Origin of the sequence: Pseudomonas mohnii (genome assembly GCF_900105115.1) — a bacterium.
In the GTDB taxonomy this organism is placed as follows: domain Bacteria; phylum Pseudomonadota; class Gammaproteobacteria; order Pseudomonadales; family Pseudomonadaceae; genus Aquipseudomonas; species Aquipseudomonas mohnii.
In genome coordinates this window covers 3,930,445-3,948,193 of record NZ_FNRV01000001.1, presented here as the reverse complement: position 1 = coordinate 3,948,193, position 17,749 = coordinate 3,930,445, and the positions used below count along the sequence as shown (strand labels likewise).

Sequence of the window (17,749 nt, the reverse complement as noted above, 5' to 3'; positions counted from 1 at the left end):
GCCTCACAATGAGGCCCGCATGATAGCCACGCCCCGAGCAGTTGCATAGAAACCCGGAGAGTCAGATTTTCCTGCGGACAAAAACAAAACCCCTACCTGCGTACGCAGATAGGGGTTTTGGAATTTAATCTTGACGATGACCTACTCTCACATGGGGAAACCCCACACTACCATCGGCGATGCATCGTTTCACTGCTGAGTTCGGGATGGGATCAGGTGGTTCCAATGCTCTATGGTCGTCAAGAAATTCGGGTACCGAACCGTCTTTCGACGCTTCAGCAAATTGGGTATGCGATAGTTTGTGCGGCTTTTGTGAATCGTTGCGAACTTTCGGTTCATTGCGTCTTCACACACCGCAATCTGGTGCCTTTTCAGGTCAGCAAATTGCTTGGGTGTTATATGGTCAAGCCTCACGGGCAATTAGTATTGGTTAGCTCAACGCCTCACAGCGCTTACACACCCAACCTATCAACGTCGTAGTCTTCGACGGCCCTTCAGGGGACTCAAGGTCCCAGTGAGATCTCATCTTGAGGCTAGTTTCCCGCTTAGATGCTTTCAGCGGTTATCTATTCCGAACATAGCTACCCGGCAATGCCACTGGCGTGACAACCGGAACACCAGAGGTTCGTCCACTCCGGTCCTCTCGTACTAGGAGCAGCCCCTCTCAAATCTCAAACGTCCACGGCAGATAGGGACCGAACTGTCTCACGACGTTCTAAACCCAGCTCGCGTACCACTTTAAATGGCGAACAGCCATACCCTTGGGACCGGCTTCAGCCCCAGGATGTGATGAGCCGACATCGAGGTGCCAAACACCGCCGTCGATATGAACTCTTGGGCGGTATCAGCCTGTTATCCCCGGAGTACCTTTTATCCGTTGAGCGATGGCCCTTCCATACAGAACCACCGGATCACTAAGACCTACTTTCGTACCTGCTCGACGTGTCTGTCTCGCAGTCAAGCGCGCTTTTGCCTTTATACTCTACGACCGATTTCCGACCGGTCTGAGCGCACCTTCGTACTCCTCCGTTACTCTTTAGGAGGAGACCGCCCCAGTCAAACTACCCACCATACACTGTCCTCGATCCGGATAACGGACCTGAGTTAGAACCTCAAAGTTGCCAGGGTGGTATTTCAAGGATGGCTCCACGCGAACTGGCGTCCACGCTTCAAAGCCTCCCACCTATCCTACACAAGCAAATTCAAAGTCCAGTGCAAAGCTATAGTAAAGGTTCACGGGGTCTTTCCGTCTAGCCGCGGATACACTGCATCTTCACAGCGATTTCAATTTCACTGAGTCTCGGGTGGAGACAGCGCCGCCATCGTTACGCCATTCGTGCAGGTCGGAACTTACCCGACAAGGAATTTCGCTACCTTAGGACCGTTATAGTTACGGCCGCCGTTTACCGGGGCTTCGATCAAGAGCTTCGCGTTAGCTAACCCCATCAATTAACCTTCCGGCACCGGGCAGGCGTCACACCCTATACGTCCACTTTCGTGTTTGCAGAGTGCTGTGTTTTTAATAAACAGTCGCAGCGGCCTGGTATCTTCGACCGGCGTGGGCTTACGCAGCAAGTGCTTCACCCTCACCGGCGCACCTTCTCCCGAAGTTACGGTGCCATTTTGCCTAGTTCCTTCACCCGAGTTCTCTCAAGCGCCTTGGTATTCTCTACCCAACCACCTGTGTCGGTTTGGGGTACGGTTCCTGGTTACCTGAAGCTTAGAAGCTTTTCTTGGAAGCATGGCATCAACCACTTCGTGTTCTAAAAGAACACTCGTCATCAGCTCTCGGCCTTAGAATCCCGGATTTACCTAAGATTCCAGCCTACCACCTTAAACTTGGACAACCAACGCCAAGCTGGCCTAGCCTTCTCCGTCCCTCCATCGCAATAACCAGAAGTACAGGAATATTAACCTGTTTTCCATCGACTACGCTTTTCAGCCTCGCCTTAGGGACCGACTAACCCTGCGTCGATTAACGTTGCGCAGGAAACCTTGGTCTTTCGGCGTGGGTGTTTTTCACACCCATTGTCGTTACTCATGTCAGCATTCGCACTTCTGATACCTCCAGCAAGCTTCTCAACTCACCTTCACAGGCTTACAGAACGCTCCTCTACCGCATCACCTAAGTGATACCCGTAGCTTCGGTGTATGGTTTGAGCCCCGTTACATCTTCCGCGCAGGCCGACTCGACTAGTGAGCTATTACGCTTTCTTTAAAGGGTGGCTGCTTCTAAGCCAACCTCCTAGCTGTCTAAGCCTTCCCACATCGTTTCCCACTTAACCATAACTTTGGGACCTTAGCTGACGGTCTGGGTTGTTTCCCTTTTCACGACGGACGTTAGCACCCGCCGTGTGTCTCCCATGCTCGGCACTTGTAGGTATTCGGAGTTTGCATCGGTTTGGTAAGTCGGGATGACCCCCTAGCCGAAACAGTGCTCTACCCCCTACAGTGATACATGAGGCGCTACCTAAATAGCTTTCGAGGAGAACCAGCTATCTCCGAGCTTGATTAGCCTTTCACTCCGATCCACAGGTCATCCGCTAACTTTTCAACGGTAGTCGGTTCGGTCCTCCAGTCAGTGTTACCTAACCTTCAACCTGCCCATGGATAGATCGCCCGGTTTCGGGTCTATTCCCAGCGACTAGACGCCCTATTAAGACTCGCTTTCGCTACGCCTCCCCTATTCGGTTAAGCTCGCCACTGAAAATAAGTCGCTGACCCATTATACAAAAGGTACGCAGTCACAGAACAAAGTCTGCTCCCACTGCTTGTACGCATACGGTTTCAGGATCTATTTCACTCCCCTCTCCGGGGTTCTTTTCGCCTTTCCCTCACGGTACTAGTTCACTATCGGTCAGTCAGTAGTATTTAGCCTTGGAGGATGGTCCCCCCATATTCAGACAAAGTTTCTCGTGCTCCGTCCTACTCGATTTCATGACCAAGAGATTTTCGCGTACAGGGCTATCACCCACTATGGCCGCACTTTCCAGAGCGTTCCGCTAATCTCAAAGCCACTTAAGGGCTAGTCCCCGTTCGCTCGCCACTACTAAGGGAATCTCGGTTGATTTCTTTTCCTCAGGGTACTTAGATGTTTCAGTTCCCCTGGTTCGCCTCTTAAGCCTATGTATTCAGCTTAAGATAACCATCTTATGATGGCTGGGTTCCCCCATTCAGACATCTCCGGATCAAAGTCTGTTTGCCGACTCCCCGAAGCTTTTCGCAGGCTACCACGTCTTTCATCGCCTCTGACTGCCAAGGCATCCACCGTATGCGCTTCTTCACTTGACCATATAACCCCAAGCAATCTGGTTATACTGTGAAGACGACATTCGCCGAAAATTCGCATTGCTCAAAGAGCAACTCACAAATTTTACCTTAGCCTGATCCGTTACCAGTGAAAGTAACGTTCAGTCTATCTTTCTATCACATACCCAAATTTTTAAAGAACGATCTAGCCAAAGACTAGAAATCAACATTCACCATCCATCGATGGAATGCTCATTTCTAAGCTTTCAAACTTCAGAAGCAGTAGTGGTGGAGCCAAACGGGATCGAACCGTTGACCTCCTGCGTGCAAGGCAGGCGCTCTCCCAGCTGAGCTATGGCCCCGTATCTCTACAGGTGTCCCACACAAAATTGGTGGGTCTGGGCAGATTCGAACTGCCGACCTCACCCTTATCAGGGGTGCGCTCTAACCAACTGAGCTACAGACCCAATTTCGGGCTGCTTCTATCGTCTTCTTCAATGAATCAAGCAATTCGTGTGGGAACTTATGGAGTAGCTGAGTCGTCGATTAAGGAGGTGATCCAGCCGCAGGTTCCCCTACGGCTACCTTGTTACGACTTCACCCCAGTCATGAATCACACCGTGGTAACCGTCCTCCCGAAGGTTAGACTAGCTACTTCTGGTGCAACCCACTCCCATGGTGTGACGGGCGGTGTGTACAAGGCCCGGGAACGTATTCACCGCGACATTCTGATTCGCGATTACTAGCGATTCCGACTTCACGCAGTCGAGTTGCAGACTGCGATCCGGACTACGATCGGTTTTGTGGGATTAGCTCCACCTCGCGGCTTGGCAACCCTCTGTACCGACCATTGTAGCACGTGTGTAGCCCAGGCCGTAAGGGCCATGATGACTTGACGTCATCCCCACCTTCCTCCGGTTTGTCACCGGCAGTCTCCTTAGAGTGCCCACCATTACGTGCTGGTAACTAAGGACAAGGGTTGCGCTCGTTACGGGACTTAACCCAACATCTCACGACACGAGCTGACGACAGCCATGCAGCACCTGTCTCAATGTTCCCGAAGGCACCAATCCATCTCTGGAAAGTTCATTGGATGTCAAGGCCTGGTAAGGTTCTTCGCGTTGCTTCGAATTAAACCACATGCTCCACCGCTTGTGCGGGCCCCCGTCAATTCATTTGAGTTTTAACCTTGCGGCCGTACTCCCCAGGCGGTCAACTTAATGCGTTAGCTGCGCCACTAAGAGCTCAAGGCTCCCAACGGCTAGTTGACATCGTTTACGGCGTGGACTACCAGGGTATCTAATCCTGTTTGCTCCCCACGCTTTCGCACCTCAGTGTCAGTATCAGTCCAGGTGGTCGCCTTCGCCACTGGTGTTCCTTCCTATATCTACGCATTTCACCGCTACACAGGAAATTCCACCACCCTCTACCATACTCTAGCTTGTCAGTTTTGAATGCAGTTCCCAGGTTGAGCCCGGGGCTTTCACATCCAACTTAACAAACCACCTACGCGCGCTTTACGCCCAGTAATTCCGATTAACGCTTGCACCCTCTGTATTACCGCGGCTGCTGGCACAGAGTTAGCCGGTGCTTATTCTGTCGGTAACGTCAAAATTGCAGAGTATTAATCTACAACCCTTCCTCCCAACTTAAAGTGCTTTACAATCCGAAGACCTTCTTCACACACGCGGCATGGCTGGATCAGGCTTTCGCCCATTGTCCAATATTCCCCACTGCTGCCTCCCGTAGGAGTCTGGACCGTGTCTCAGTTCCAGTGTGACTGATCATCCTCTCAGACCAGTTACGGATCGTCGCCTTGGTGAGCCATTACCTCACCAACTAGCTAATCCGACCTAGGCTCATCTGATAGCGCAAGGCCCGAAGGTCCCCTGCTTTCTCCCGTAGGACGTATGCGGTATTAGCGTCCCTTTCGAGACGTTGTCCCCCACTACCAGGCAGATTCCTAGGCATTACTCACCCGTCCGCCGCTGAATCAGAGAGCAAGCTCTCTTCATCCGCTCGACTTGCATGTGTTAGGCCTGCCGCCAGCGTTCAATCTGAGCCATGATCAAACTCTTCAGTTCAAACATCTTTGGGTTTTGAGAAAACCCTAAACTTGGCTCAGCAATCGTTGGTTACATCTTTGATTTCTCGCGGAGTAACTTGTGATGCTGATAATCTGTTGACTAGCAGTCTGACTCCACAAGCACCCACACGAATTGCTTGATTCAGTTGTTAAAGAGCGGTTGGTTAAGATCTTTCGTCTCAACCGAGGCGCGCATTCTACAGCAGCCTCATTTGCTGTCAAGTGATTATTTTCAGAAGTTTTCAAGGATTCCTTAACAACTTCAACCACTTGCGCTTTCGATCTCTCGTCAGCGGGAGGCGAATTCTACAGCGTTACTCGCTGCTGTCAACACCTCTTTTTCAACTTCCTTTCGACTTCGATGACCTGAAGCAACCTGCTGCCGAAAACTGCGTAACTCATTGTTTATCAAGGAGTTTTCAGTTTCGACTGCGCCGGAAGTGGGGCGAATTATAGGCTTCTATAATTCGCCGTCAACCCTTTATTTCAGGTTCATTCTGATTTGAGCGTAATTCGCGCAAATGCTTTCTTTCCCGCCTGACAAACATGGGTTGCACCCAGCGCGTATATAAAGGTGCGATCAACAACCTCACCATCGATACGCACGCCGCCGGAGCCGAGCAGATCCCGAGCGACGGCCGAGTTCTTCACCAGGCCTGCTTTATTGAGGACAGCAGCGATCGGCATATCCTCCGTTGCACTCAACTCAATCTCCGGCAAATCATCAGGCAGCTCGCCATCCTTCATACGGTTGCCAGCTGCTCGATGAGCATTGGCCGCAGCCTCCTCACCATGGAAGCGCGCAACAATCTCTTCCGCCAGCTTGATCTTGATATCACGCGGGTTGGCGCCAGCCTCTACATCAGCACGGAAGGCATTGATCTCATCCATGGAACGGAAGCTAAGCAGCTCGAAGTAACGCCACATCAGCGCATCCGGAATGGAGACCAGTTTGCCGTACATGACACCCGGCGCCTCCTGAATGCCAACGTAGTTGCCCAGCGACTTGGACATTTTCTTCACGCCATCCAGCCCTTCGAGCAATGGCATGGTCAGAATGCACTGAGCCTCCTGACCATAACCACGCTGCAGCTCACGCCCCATCAACAGGTTGAACTTCTGATCGGTACCGCCCAGCTCGACGTCCGCGCGCAAGGCAACAGAATCGTAGCCCTGAACCAATGGATAGAGGAACTCGTGAATGGCGATCGGCTGATTGGTCGTGTATCGCTTATCGAAGTCATCGCGCTCAAGCATGCGAGCTACGGTGTACTGCGAAGTCAGCCGAATGAAGTCGGCCGGCCCCATCTGATCCATCCAGGTGGAGTTGAATGCCACCTCGGTTTTAGCCGGATCAAGAATCTTGAAGACTTGAGTCTTGTACGTCTCGGCGTTCTCCAGCACCTGCTCTCGGGTCAGCGGTGGGCGCGTAGCACTCTTGCCACTGGGATCACCGATCATCCCGGTGAAATCGCCAATCAGGAAGATCACCTGGTGACCCAACTCCTGAAACTGGCGCAGCTTATTGATAAGCACGGTATGACCCAGGTGCAAATCCGGCGCAGTCGGATCGAAGCCTGCTTTAATGCGCAGCGGCTGGCCGCGCTTGAGCTTCTCAATCAGCTCGGACTCGACCAACAGTTCTTCCGCACCACGTTTGATCAGCGCTAGCTGCTCTTCAACCGACTTCATAACAGACCCGCAAGGCTCAGATTCAAAGGGACCCAACCATACAAGATCGTGCGTCAAATACAAAGTTTGCCCGGCGCACGGACGCCAATCCACGGACAGAGCGTCCGCAGACTTGCTTCAGAGATGATTTGGTTATATTTTATACAGTTATTTCATCTTCATCATGTCATTCATCTTTTCCAATTCATCTTTATTCAAAGTCAAAATTACTTATGACCAAAGAATCGTCTAAAGCGCCACCGCTTTACCCGAAGACCCACCTGCTCGCCGCGAGCGGCATCGCCGCCCTTCTGAGCCTGGCCCTTCTGGTATTTCCCTCCAGTGATGTAGAAGCCAAAAAGACGACCCTGAGTCTTGAACTGGAAAGTCCTGCTGAACAACTGACACAAGATCAAGACGCTGCTGACGCCGTTCAAGCCACAAATGAGCCAGTAGCTTCACCTTTCGCGCAGATCGACAACAGCGCTGAAGACACCCAGGAAACCGCTCAATCCGCGCCTGCTCCGGCTGTCGAAGAAAAGAAGGCTCCCAACCACAGGGAAGTGATCGTCGCCAAAGGCGACACTCTTTCCACGCTGTTCGAGAAAGTTGGCCTTCCAGCCACCTCGGTACATGACGTGCTGGCCAGCGACAAGCAGGCCAAGCAGTTCAGTCAGCTCAAGCACGGGCAGAAACTCGAATTCGAACTGAGCCCCGACGGCCAGCTGACCAACCTGCACAGCAAGGTCAGCGACCTCGAAACCATCACCCTCACCAAGAACAACAAGGGCTATACGTTCAATCGCATTACCGCCAAGCCGACCGTCCGCTCCGCCTACGTTCATGGCGTGATCAACAGCTCGCTGTCGCAGTCCGCTGCACGTGCCGGCCTGTCCCACAGCCTGACCATGGACATGGCCAGCGTGTTTGGTTATGACGTCGATTTCGCCCAGGACATTCGCCAGGGCGACGAATTCGATGTGATTTACGAGCAGAAAGTCGTCAATGGCAAAGCCGTCGGCAACGGTCCGATCCTGTCCGCACGCTTCACAAACCGTGGCAAAACCTACACCGCTGTGCGTTACACCAATAAACAAGGCAACAGCAGCTACTACACCGCTGAAGGCAACAGCATGCGCAAGGCATTCATCCGCACCCCAGTGGACTTTGCCCGCATCAGCTCGAAGTTTTCCATGGGGCGCAAGCACCCGATCCTGAACAAAATCCGCGCACATAAAGGTGTCGACTACGCAGCACCACGTGGCACTCCGATCAAGGCTGCCGGTGATGGCAAGGTATTGCTGGCAGGACGCCGCGGCGGCTACGGCAATACCATTATCCTCCAGCATGGCAACACCTACACCACGCTGTATGGCCACATGCAAGGCTTTGCCAAGGGTGTGAAGACCGGTGGCACCGTCAAACAGGGCCAGGTCATCGGCTACATCGGCACCACCGGACTTTCGACCGGACCGCATTTGCACTACGAGTTCCAGGTCAATGGCGTGCACGTGGATCCACTGGGCCAGAAATTGCCAATGGCTGATCCAATCGCCAAGGCCGAACGCGCCCGCTTCCTCGCACAGAGCCAGCCTCTGATGGCGCGCATGGAGCAGGAAAAGGCCACCATGCTGGCTTCGAGCAAGCGCTAAGCCATGCCGCTCTATATAGGCGTAATGTCCGGGACCAGCCTTGATGGACTGGATATTGCGCTGATCGAGCAAAACCAGGCGATCAGGCTGATCGCCACACACTACATACCCATGCCCGAAACGCTGCGCACCGAGCTACTTGGCCTGTGCGCCAGCGGACCCGACGAGATAGCACGCTCCGCCATCGCCCAGCAGAACTGGGTAACGCTCGCAGCGCAGGGCATTCACGGCCTCCTCGCACAAGAACAACTCAAACCTGAAGACATTCGAGCGATTGGCAGCCATGGCCAGACCATTCGCCACGAGCCGGCGCGAGGCTTTACGGTACAGATCGGTAATCCGGCGCTATTGACGGAGCTGACCCATATCACCGTGGTCAGTGATTTCCGCAGCCGCGATGTGGCCGCAGGCGGGCAAGGCGCCCCCCTGGTGCCTGCCTTCCACGAAGCCTTGTTTGAAGAGCGGGCCGGCAACCGAGCCGTGCTCAACGTCGGCGGCTTCAGCAACCTCAGCCTGATCGAGCCGGGCAAGCCTGTCGCCGGTTTCGACTGCGGCCCGGGGAATGTACTACTGGACGCCTGGATTCATCAGCAGCGTGGCGACAACTTTGATCGCAACGGTCAATGGGCTGCCAGCGGAAAAGTCGAGCCAGTGCTGTTAAAAGCGCTGCTTAGCGACCCATTCTTCTTGACCAAGGGACCAAAGAGCACCGGCCGGGAGGTTTTCAACCTGCCATGGCTGATGCATCACCTGGCGCAGTTACCGACCTTCGCTCCCGAGGACGTGCAGGCAACACTACTTGAGTTGACTGCGCTGACCATCGTCGAATCCCTGCAAAGCGCCCAATCGAACACCCAGGAACTGCTGGTCTGTGGCGGTGGCGCGCATAACACCTCGCTGATGAACCGACTGGCCAGCCTGCTGCCGGGCGCAACCGTCAGCAGCACTGCGGCTTACGGTGTCGACCCTGACTGGGTCGAAGCCATGGCCTTCGCCTGGCTGGCCCACTGCTGTCTCGAAGGCATCGCCGCCAATCGCCCGAGCGTCACCGGCGCCCGCGGCTTGCGTGTATTGGGCGCGATCTACCCCGCATAAACGCCAGACAGCAAAACGCCGCAGAGCCCAGAGGCCATGCGGCGCTTAGTGATGCAGGCGTGCTGATCAGATCGAGAACGAAGAGCCGCAGCCACAGGTTGTGGTTGCATTCGGGTTCTTGATGACGAAGCGCGAACCTTCCAGACCTTCCTGATAATCCACCTCGGCCCCGGCCAGGTACTGGAAGCTCATCGGATCGACCACCAGACTCACACCTTCGCGCTCGACGATGGTGTCGTCATCGGCCACTTCTTCATCGAAGGTGAAGCCGTACTGAAAACCTGAACAACCGCCGCCCGTAACGAATACGCGCAGCTTCAAGCGATCATTCCCCTCTTCATCGACCAGGCTCTTCACCTTGTGCGCGGCACCGTGGGTAAATTGCAAAGCCGTGGGGGTGAAGGATTCGACGCTCATGCTGACTATCTCCCGGCGCTACGCCGCCATAATGCGTGATGACGCGCATTATCCGCTTCTCCTAGAAAAGCGGTCAACTATTGTTAGGGTATATCAACCAATCAAATCGCCGACCCAGAATGAAAAAAGGCCCGTTTAACGGGCCTTTTTACTGGGCGCTACAGAGCCTTACGGCAACATGCCAGCGTGAGACAGACCAAGGCGTTCATCCAGTCCGAACAGGATGTTCATGTTCTGCACCGCCTGACCCGATGCGCCTTTGACCAGGTTGTCGATCACCGACAGCACAACCACCAGATCACCGTCCTGTGGCCGATGTACCGCAATCCGGCAGACGTTGGCACCACGCACGCTGCGGGTTTCCGGGTGGCTTCCGGCGGGCATGACGTCGACAAACGGTTCGTTGGCATAACGCTTTTCGAACAGCGCCTGCAGATCCACCGAGCGATCCACGACAGTCGCGTACAGCGTGGAATGAATGCCACGGATCATCGGCGTCAGATGCGGAACAAAGGTCAGGCCGACATCCTTGCCTGCGGCACGACGCAGACCCTGGCGGATTTCCGGCAAGTGACGGTGGCCTTTGACGGCATAGGCCTTCATGCTCTCCGATGTCTCGGAGTACAACGAACCGACAGCAGCGCCACGACCGGCACCGCTGACACCGGACTTGCAGTCGGCGATCAGGCGCGATGCATCGGCAAGGCCAGCTTCAAGCAACGGCAGGAAACCCAATTGCGTAGCAGTCGGGTAGCAACCCGGCACTGCGATCAGTCGCGCCTTCTTGATCTGCTCGCGATTAACTTCCGGCAGGCCATACACCGCCTCATCCAGCAACTCTGGTGCGCCGTGCGGCTGGCCGTACCACTTGGCCCATTCATCAGCATCCTGCAGACGGAAGTCAGCCGACAGGTCGATGACCTTGGTCCCCGCCGCCAGCAACTCACCCGCCAGAGCGTGGGCAACGCCGTGTGGCGTGGCGAAGAACACCACGTCGCAGGCGCCCAGGGTCTTGATGTCCGGAACCGTGAACGCCAGGCCGTCGTAATGGCCTCGCAGGTTCGGGTACAGGTCGGCCACGGCCAGGCCGGCCTCGGATCGGGAAGTGATGACTACCACTTCAGCTTGCGGATGCTGTGCCAACAGACGCAGCAGTTCGACACCGGTGTAACCCGTGCCGCCGACGATACCGACCTTGACCATAAACCTGCCCTCAACGAACCCACTGGAAAGCCGTCGATGATAGGGGGCTGGCGCGCCTGCGACAACCGGCAAGGTGACGTATGGAGCCTCAAGCCTCTACTATCCCGACTACCGTGAATCTGGGAATAACCAAAATGCTTTATCTGTGGCTCAAAGCTTTTCACATCATCAGCATCGTGTGCTGGTTTGCCGGCCTGTTTTACCTGCCGCGCCTGTTCGTCTATCACGCTCAAAGCGAGGACACCGTCAGCAAGGAACGCTTCAGCCTCATGGAGCGCAAGCTGTACCGCGGCATCATGGGCCCGGCAATGATCGCGACGCTTATTTTCGGCGGCTGGCTGATCAGCCTCAACCCTGGCGCCTACTTCAGCCAAGGCGGCTGGATGCACGCGAAACTGACCCTGGTGGTCCTGCTGATCGGCTACCACCACATGTGCGGCGCCCAAGTGAAGCGATTTGCCCGTGGCGAAAACACCCGTAGCCATGTCTTTTATCGCTGGTTCAATGAAGTGCCGGTTCTGATATTGCTGGCTATCGTGATTCTGGTCGTTGTACGGCCGTTCTAAACTCAACAGGCACATCTCACCGGGGTACATCCCATGTCGCTGCCCGCTCTGCTCGAACAATGCTTGCGCCTACCCGTGGTGGTGGCGCCGATGTTCCTGATTTCCAATCCGCAACTGGTGCTCGCCTGCTGCCGCAACGGGCTGGTGGGCAGCTTTCCTGCGCTCAATCAGCGCGAGAGCAGCGGCTTCAAGAGCTGGCTGGAAGAGATCGAAGCCGGGCTCGCTTCGCTGGACAATCCCGCGCCGTACGCTGTGAACCTCATCGTCCACAACAGCAACCCGCGATTACAGGCGGATCTGGCGATCTGCATTGAGCACAAAGTGCCGATCGTGATCACCAGCCTTGGTGCTGCGAAAGAAGTGGTCGACGCCGTGCACAGTTACGGCGGCCTGGTGTTCCATGACGTGACGACCCGCCGCCATGCCGAAAAAGCTGCCGAGGCCGGCGTGGATGGGTTGATCGCCGTGGCCGCCGGTGCCGGTGGGCATGCCGGGACCTGGAGCCCGTTCTCGCTGATCGCCGAGATCCGACAATTCTTCGACAAAACGTTGCTGCTGGCTGGATGCCTGAACCACGGGCACGAAATCCTCGCCGCTCAATTGCTCGGTGCGGACCTGGCCTACTTCGGCACACGCTTTATCGGCACGGCCGAAAGTCATGCGCCTGACGCCTACAAGGAGATGCTGCTGACATCCAGGGCGGCAGACATCATTCATACTCCAGCGGTGTCGGGTGTACCGGCGAGTTTCATGCGCCAGAGCCTGGAAGCCGCCGGGTTTGACATGGCAGCGCTGCAAAGCAAGGGCGAAGTCAACTTCGGCGCCAAGCTCAAGCCGATCAGCGATGAAGCCAAAGCCTGGAAAACCGTGTGGTCCGCAGGCCAGGGCGTTGGGGGAATCGATGATTTACCCAGCGTTGACCAGTTGGTGGCGCGGCTCGACGCGGAGTATCGCAAGGCACTGGAACATGCCGCACAACTGCCCAAACGCTGGCCTCGCTGACAGAAAAATCAGGCCATCCGGCATTTCACCCTTAAAACACTCGCGACAAGGATGCCTCGGCAATGAGCGAACACCGCTTCAAAATCGTCTTCGACGGCACGCTACTGCCGGGTGTTGATATCAATACCGCCAAACTCAATCTCGCCGCGCTATACAAAAGCGAGGTCGCCGCCGTCGAACGCTTGTTCAGCGGTCAACCCGTCACACTCAAACGTGACCTGTCGCAGATTGACGCACAGACCTACCTGCAAGCCCTGAAAAACACCGGTATAGATGCCCGCCTCGAGCCGGAACCCGTGATTGAACTGAGTCTCTCCGATGTCCGTGATCACGCGCCCGCCGTAACAGAGCCCGACTCCCCTTACGCGCCACCGCAGGCTGACGTCGCTGAGCGCGTGCCTGAGTACGCGCTGCTCAAGCCGTTCAGCATCGAAGGACGCATCGGACGCTTGCGGTTTCTGGCATGGTCAATGGTGCTGAGCCTGGTGACGATCGCGGTGGTCGGCGTATTTGCCCTGATCGCCCTGGCCCTCGTCAGCACCGACTCGACCGCTGGCCTGATCGCCGGGGGCATTCTGGCGTTCGTCCTGTGTGTGGTATTCCTCATCGCCACCATCCTCATCAGCGTTCAGCGCCTGCATGATGTCGGCTGGTCGGGCTGGCTATGGTTGCTGAACCTTGTACCGTTCGTAGGCAGTTTCTTTCCGCTGCTGCTAGTCGTCTTACCGGGATCCGTCGTGGCCAACCGCTACGGCGCACCTCCGCCGCCCAACAGCACGGCGGTCAAGGTACTGTCTTCGTTATGGCTGGTGTTGATCGCCCTGATGATCGTCGGAGCAATGGCAGGCGGTATCTCAGCCATTCAGGACACATACGAAAACACCCTCGAAAACAGCTACCAAAGCGGCTCGGTCACCACCGACGAGATCGAGGTCGAGGTCGAACCGACACCAAATTCCACCGACGATGCAGCCGAACAAGCCCAGCCCCCTGTAGACTCTGCGCAAGAATGAACAGCGCTCCCCGCCCATGACACCTGCGTCGCGGCGCGGAGCTGTTGCGATGGAGAACTGCATGACCCGTTACGCTCTGATCACTGGCGCTTCCAGCGGCATCGGCCTGGCGATGGCCGAAGCGCTGGCCCGGCGTGGCCGCAGCCTGATTCTGGTGGCCCGCCAGCGTGATCAGCTGGAAAGTATTGCGATTGAACTGACCCAACGTTTTGGCGTGGAAGTGTTGTTCCGTGCCTGTGACCTGGGTGAGCCGCTGCGGCTCTCCGGGTTCCTGCTGGAACTGGAGGAAGGTGACCGGCAAATCGACTTGCTGGTCAATTGTGCCGGCATTGGCACTTGCGGCCCATTCCTGGCCCAGGACTGGATGACTGAACAAGATCTGATCGAAGTGAACATCCTGGCCCTGACTCGCCTGTGCCATGCCATCGGCAACAGCATGGCGCTACAGGGCGGTGGACAGATTCTGAATGTGGCCTCGCTTGCGGCGTTCCAGCCCGGCCCGTGGATGAGTACGTATTACGCCAGCAAGGCTTACGTGCTGCATTTTTCCGAAGGCCTGCGCGTCGAGCTGAAAAAATGCGCGGTCAACGTATCAGTGCTCTGCCCTGGCCCGACGCGCACAGGCTTTTTCCGCACCGCACAACTGAACACCGACAAACTGGCCGACAGCAAACTGCTGATGAGTCCGGAAGAAGTTGCACTCTATACGGTGCGGGCCCTGGAAAAAAATCGCGCAATCATCATCCCGGGACGACGCAACCGCTGGCTCGCTGCCCTGCCCCGCTTCGGCTCGCGGTGGCTGACCCGGACAATCGCTGGCATGGTCATCAAGGCTCACTGCCCGCGCTGATCGACCTGCAAGGTAAAACGCTGGGCTCGGGCAAAACCCATGAGTACACTCAGGCCAGCCCAAACAACGGAGAAAACAGCTGTGGATACTCTGTTCACCAAGATCATCAACCGGGAAATCCCGGCGAAGATCATTTACGAGGACGACCAGGTACTGGCCTTCCACGACATCGCCCCACAGGCGCCCGTGCATTTTCTGGTGATTCCGAAAAAACCGGTGCGCACCCTGAACGACCTGACCGAGGACGACAAGGCATTAGCCGGGCATATCCTGTTCACGGCCCAGCGCCTGGCCAAGGAACTGGGTTGCGAAGACGGCTTCCGCGTCGTCATGAACTGCAATGAACTGGGTGGCCAGACCGTCTACCACATTCACATGCACGTGCTGGGTCAGCGTCAGATGCACTGGCCGCCGGGCTGATTGATAACCCGACTTAGTGGGAGCCCGACTTACCGACGATGGCATCAGTGAGGTCGCTATCGCCGGCAAGCCGAGCTTCTACAGGTTTGCTATCGCCCCACCGGAAATGACCCAGCGCAAACCTTCCACGGCCGATTGAGTTAAACTGGCCGCCGAGATTCCCCCCGGAGGTCAGCATGACTACCCAGCGTCACTACTCGCCAATTGACCGCCTTCTGCTGCAAGCCGATGCCGCAATGCGTACTTTGCTGCCCTTCAGTGGTCAGCCGTACCGTCCGTCGCCTGCCATCGTGCAGCCGGATGTGAAGATGAGCGATGAAGACACTCGGCACGTTGCCGGCCTGATGCGCATCAACCACACCGGTGAAGTCTGCGCCCAGGCGCTGTACCAGGGTCAGGCCCTGACCGCCAAGCTGCCGAAGGTGCGTGCCGCCATGGAGCATGCCGCCGAAGAAGAAATCGACCATCTGGTCTGGTGCGAGCAGCGCATTCATCAGCTGGGTAGCCATACCAGCATTCTCAATCCGCTGTTTTACGGCATGTCCTTCGGGATTGGTGCGGTCGCCGGGTTGATCAGCGACAAAGTCAGCCTGGGGTTCGTTGCAGCGACCGAAGATCAGGTATGCAAGCATTTGAACGAACACCTTGAGCAACTGCCAGCCGAAGATGAAAAGTCCCGGGCGATTCTTGAGCAGATGCGCCTTGATGAAGAACAACATGCCGAGAGCGCGCGCGAGGCGGGTGGTTTCCGCTTTCCGGCGCCGGTGAAGTTCGGCATGAGCTTGTTGGCCAAGGTCATGACCAAGAGTACTTATCGGATCTGACTCCGTTTTTGACAGGCGCCCGCGCCAGCAATAAAAAAGGCGACTGCCGCAAGGTAGTCGCCTTTTTTGTGCTCGGTGGTCTTAGCTCGACATATTGCGCGCGTAGAAAATTTCGAGCATTTCGTGTTTCACACGGTCGGTCACCTGGGCACGCTGCTCAGAGGACAGATTGCTGGTGGCGTCACCGAACAGGTAGTTATCCAGTTCGAAGTTCTTCAGCAACATTTTGGTGTGGAACAGGTTTTCCTGATACACGTTCACGTCGGTCATCTGGTACGCGTCGCGGGTGTCGTCGGAAAGATAGTTCTGAATCGAATTGATCTCGTGGTCGATGAAGTGCTTTTTGCCTTCAACGTCGCGGGTGAAACCACGCACACGGTAATCCACTGTCACGATGTCCGAATCGAACTGATGAATCAGGAAGTTGAGCGCTTTAAGCGGTGAAATGACCCCGCATGTCGATACATCGATATCCACACGGAAGGTTGCAATGCCGTCGACCGGATGGATTTCCGGGTAGGTGTGCACCGTGATGTGGCTCTTGTCGAGGTGGGCCAGAATAATTTCGGGCAACGGGCCCGGAGATTCTTCGATCTGGCTGTCAGTCGGGGTCACCGGTTCTTCAGAGATCAGAATCGTGACGCTGGCGCCCTGCGGCTCATAGTCCTGACTGGCGATGTTCAGGATGTTGGCACCAATGATATCGACAACCTCTGTGAGGATCTGCGTCAGGCGCTTGGCGTTGTACTCTTTATTGATGTACTCAACGTAAGCCTGTTGGTCTTGCGGGGTTTCCGCGTAGCAGATGTCATAGATGTTGAAGCTCAAGGTCTTTGTCAGGTTATTGAACCCGTGGAGCTTGAGTTTGCTTTTCACCGTTAAAAACTCTCTATGTATTGCGGCCCGGCCGCGTGATCAAGCATGCCCGTCAGATGCGAAGGACGCACCTGCGTAGGACGGTTAACACCTCTTCGCGATGGCGATTTTGGTTGTCTGTTCGGGTGCGCGGCCTGTCGGAGGACTGGCCACTACCCTGAAAAAAGTGGCGCATTATGCAGACGTCGGCTTGGGATCGCCAGAGTCTGCACTGCTTTTATGATAGTTGAATGTCGATTCAACCGAGTTCGATGATTTCGTAGTCGTGGGTAATCTCGACACCGGCCGCACCGAGCATGATCGAGGCCGAGCAATACTTCTCGGCAGACAGTTCGATGGCACGCTTGACCTGGGCTTCTTTCAGGCCGCGGCCCTTGACCACAAAGTGCATGTGGATCTTGGTGAAGACCTTTGGATCTTCGGTCGCACGCTCAGCTTCGAGGAAGGCTTCGCAACTCTCGACGGCCTGACGGGACTTCTTGAGGATACTGACCACGTCGAAATTGCTGCAACCGCCAACGCCCAGCAGGAGCATCTCCATCGGCCGAACACCCAGGTTACGACCGCCAGCATCGGGCGGACCGTCCATGACCACGACATGACCACTACCGGATTCGCCGAGAAACATGGCTTCGCCAGCCCATTGGATGCGTGCCTTCATCGCCAAGACTCCACTGTATAAAAAAGGGTCGCCAGCTTAGCACAGGCCCCGTGATTGACAGCGCTCGCCTTCCTAGGACATAACCTCCTGAGCTGTAGGTAAATTCTCGAATATTGCAGGAAGCGTCTGTTAAGCTGGCGCCAATTCGCTGGCGCACAGCCAGG

13 protein-coding genes, 2 tRNA genes and 3 rRNA genes are annotated in these 17,749 nt (G+C 55.8%); 8 read left to right on the top strand and 10 right to left on the bottom strand.

Annotation, left to right across the window (positions count from 1 at the left end):
* Nucleotides 1–128 precede the first annotated feature (128 nt).
* From rrf to tyrS, 6 genes are all read right to left on the bottom strand, one after another.
* A 5S ribosomal RNA gene (gene rrf / locus BLV61_RS18265) occupies nucleotides 129–244 on the bottom strand.
* A 155-nt stretch (nucleotides 245–399) separates the two neighbouring features.
* Nucleotides 400–3,291: ribosomal RNA gene (locus BLV61_RS18260) — 23S ribosomal RNA — on the bottom strand.
* Nucleotides 3,292–3,535: 244 nt separating this feature from the next.
* Nucleotides 3,536–3,611: transfer RNA gene (locus BLV61_RS18255), tRNA-Ala, on the bottom strand.
* 28 nt (nucleotides 3,612–3,639) lie between these two features.
* Nucleotides 3,640–3,716 (bottom strand) — tRNA-Ile (locus tag BLV61_RS18250).
* Between the two features lie 80 nt (nucleotides 3,717–3,796).
* Nucleotides 3,797–5,333 (bottom strand): 16S ribosomal RNA (locus tag BLV61_RS18245).
* The 16S, 23S and 5S rRNA genes sit together here with 2 tRNA genes alongside, the layout of an rRNA operon.
* Nucleotides 5,334–5,827: 494 nt before the next feature.
* A complete protein-coding gene (gene tyrS, locus BLV61_RS18235) occupies nucleotides 5,828–7,027 on the bottom strand; it encodes a tyrosine--tRNA ligase (protein ID WP_090466799.1) in 1,200 nt (399 codons plus the stop codon).
* A 212-nt stretch (nucleotides 7,028–7,239) separates the two neighbouring features.
* On the opposite strand from tyrS, the gene BLV61_RS18230 reads away from it, so the two are divergent.
* Entirely contained in the window at nucleotides 7,240–8,658 is a 1,419-nt protein-coding gene (locus BLV61_RS18230) for a peptidoglycan DD-metalloendopeptidase family protein (protein ID WP_090466798.1), read from the top strand.
* 3 nt (nucleotides 8,659–8,661) lie between these two features.
* Nucleotides 8,662–9,753 (top strand): anhydro-N-acetylmuramic acid kinase, encoded by a 1,092-nt coding sequence (locus tag BLV61_RS18225; protein ID WP_090466796.1) that lies wholly within the window; start codon nucleotides 8,662–8,664, stop codon nucleotides 9,751–9,753.
* Between the two features lie 66 nt (nucleotides 9,754–9,819).
* Here the strand turns inward: BLV61_RS18225 and erpA are convergent, their stop codons facing one another.
* Entirely contained in the window at nucleotides 9,820–10,170 is a 351-nt protein-coding gene (gene erpA, locus BLV61_RS18220) for an iron-sulfur cluster insertion protein ErpA (RefSeq protein WP_007906865.1), read from the bottom strand.
* 168 nt (nucleotides 10,171–10,338) lie between these two features.
* Nucleotides 10,339–11,373 carry an N-acetyl-gamma-glutamyl-phosphate reductase gene (gene argC / locus BLV61_RS18215; protein ID WP_047534080.1) on the bottom strand — a complete coding sequence of 345 codons (1,035 nt, stop codon included), beginning with the start codon at nucleotides 11,371–11,373 and terminating at the stop codon, nucleotides 10,339–10,341.
* 134 nt (nucleotides 11,374–11,507) lie between these two features.
* Between argC and hemJ the strand changes: the two genes are divergently transcribed.
* The 6 genes from hemJ to coq7 all read left to right on the top strand — a co-directional run bounded on the left by hemJ (nucleotide 11,508) and on the right by coq7 (nucleotide 16,048).
* A complete protein-coding gene (hemJ, locus tag BLV61_RS18210; RefSeq protein WP_090466794.1) occupies nucleotides 11,508–11,939 on the top strand; it encodes a protoporphyrinogen oxidase HemJ in 432 nt (143 codons plus the stop codon).
* 33 nt (nucleotides 11,940–11,972) lie between these two features.
* Complete coding sequence (locus BLV61_RS18205; RefSeq protein ID WP_090466792.1) at nucleotides 11,973–12,941, top strand: NAD(P)H-dependent flavin oxidoreductase; 969 nt, start codon at nucleotides 11,973–11,975, stop codon at nucleotides 12,939–12,941.
* Between the two features lie 62 nt (nucleotides 12,942–13,003).
* Nucleotides 13,004–13,954 carry a DUF805 domain-containing protein gene (locus BLV61_RS18200; protein WP_090466790.1) on the top strand — a complete coding sequence of 317 codons (951 nt, stop codon included), beginning with the start codon at nucleotides 13,004–13,006 and terminating at the stop codon, nucleotides 13,952–13,954.
* A 61-nt stretch (nucleotides 13,955–14,015) separates the two neighbouring features.
* A complete protein-coding gene (locus BLV61_RS18195) occupies nucleotides 14,016–14,804 on the top strand; it encodes an SDR family NAD(P)-dependent oxidoreductase (RefSeq protein ID WP_047534086.1) in 789 nt (262 codons plus the stop codon).
* Between the two features lie 81 nt (nucleotides 14,805–14,885).
* Entirely contained in the window at nucleotides 14,886–15,224 is a 339-nt protein-coding gene (locus tag BLV61_RS18190) for a histidine triad nucleotide-binding protein (protein ID WP_047534088.1), read from the top strand.
* 176 nt (nucleotides 15,225–15,400) lie between these two features.
* Nucleotides 15,401–16,048: a 2-polyprenyl-3-methyl-6-methoxy-1,4-benzoquinone monooxygenase gene (coq7, locus tag BLV61_RS18185; RefSeq protein ID WP_090466788.1), complete on the top strand. Its 648-nt coding sequence runs from the start codon at nucleotides 15,401–15,403 to the stop codon at nucleotides 16,046–16,048.
* Nucleotides 16,049–16,129: 81 nt separating this feature from the next.
* Here the strand turns inward: coq7 and speD are convergent, their stop codons facing one another.
* Both speD and BLV61_RS18175 read right to left on the bottom strand, forming a co-directional pair.
* Nucleotides 16,130–16,924, bottom strand: coding sequence for an adenosylmethionine decarboxylase (speD, locus tag BLV61_RS18180; protein ID WP_047534092.1), 795 nt, complete (start codon nucleotides 16,922–16,924; stop codon nucleotides 16,130–16,132).
* Between the two features lie 238 nt (nucleotides 16,925–17,162).
* A complete protein-coding gene (locus BLV61_RS18175; RefSeq protein WP_008061600.1) occupies nucleotides 17,163–17,585 on the bottom strand; it encodes an OsmC family protein in 423 nt (140 codons plus the stop codon).
* Nucleotides 17,586–17,749 lie beyond the last annotated feature (164 nt).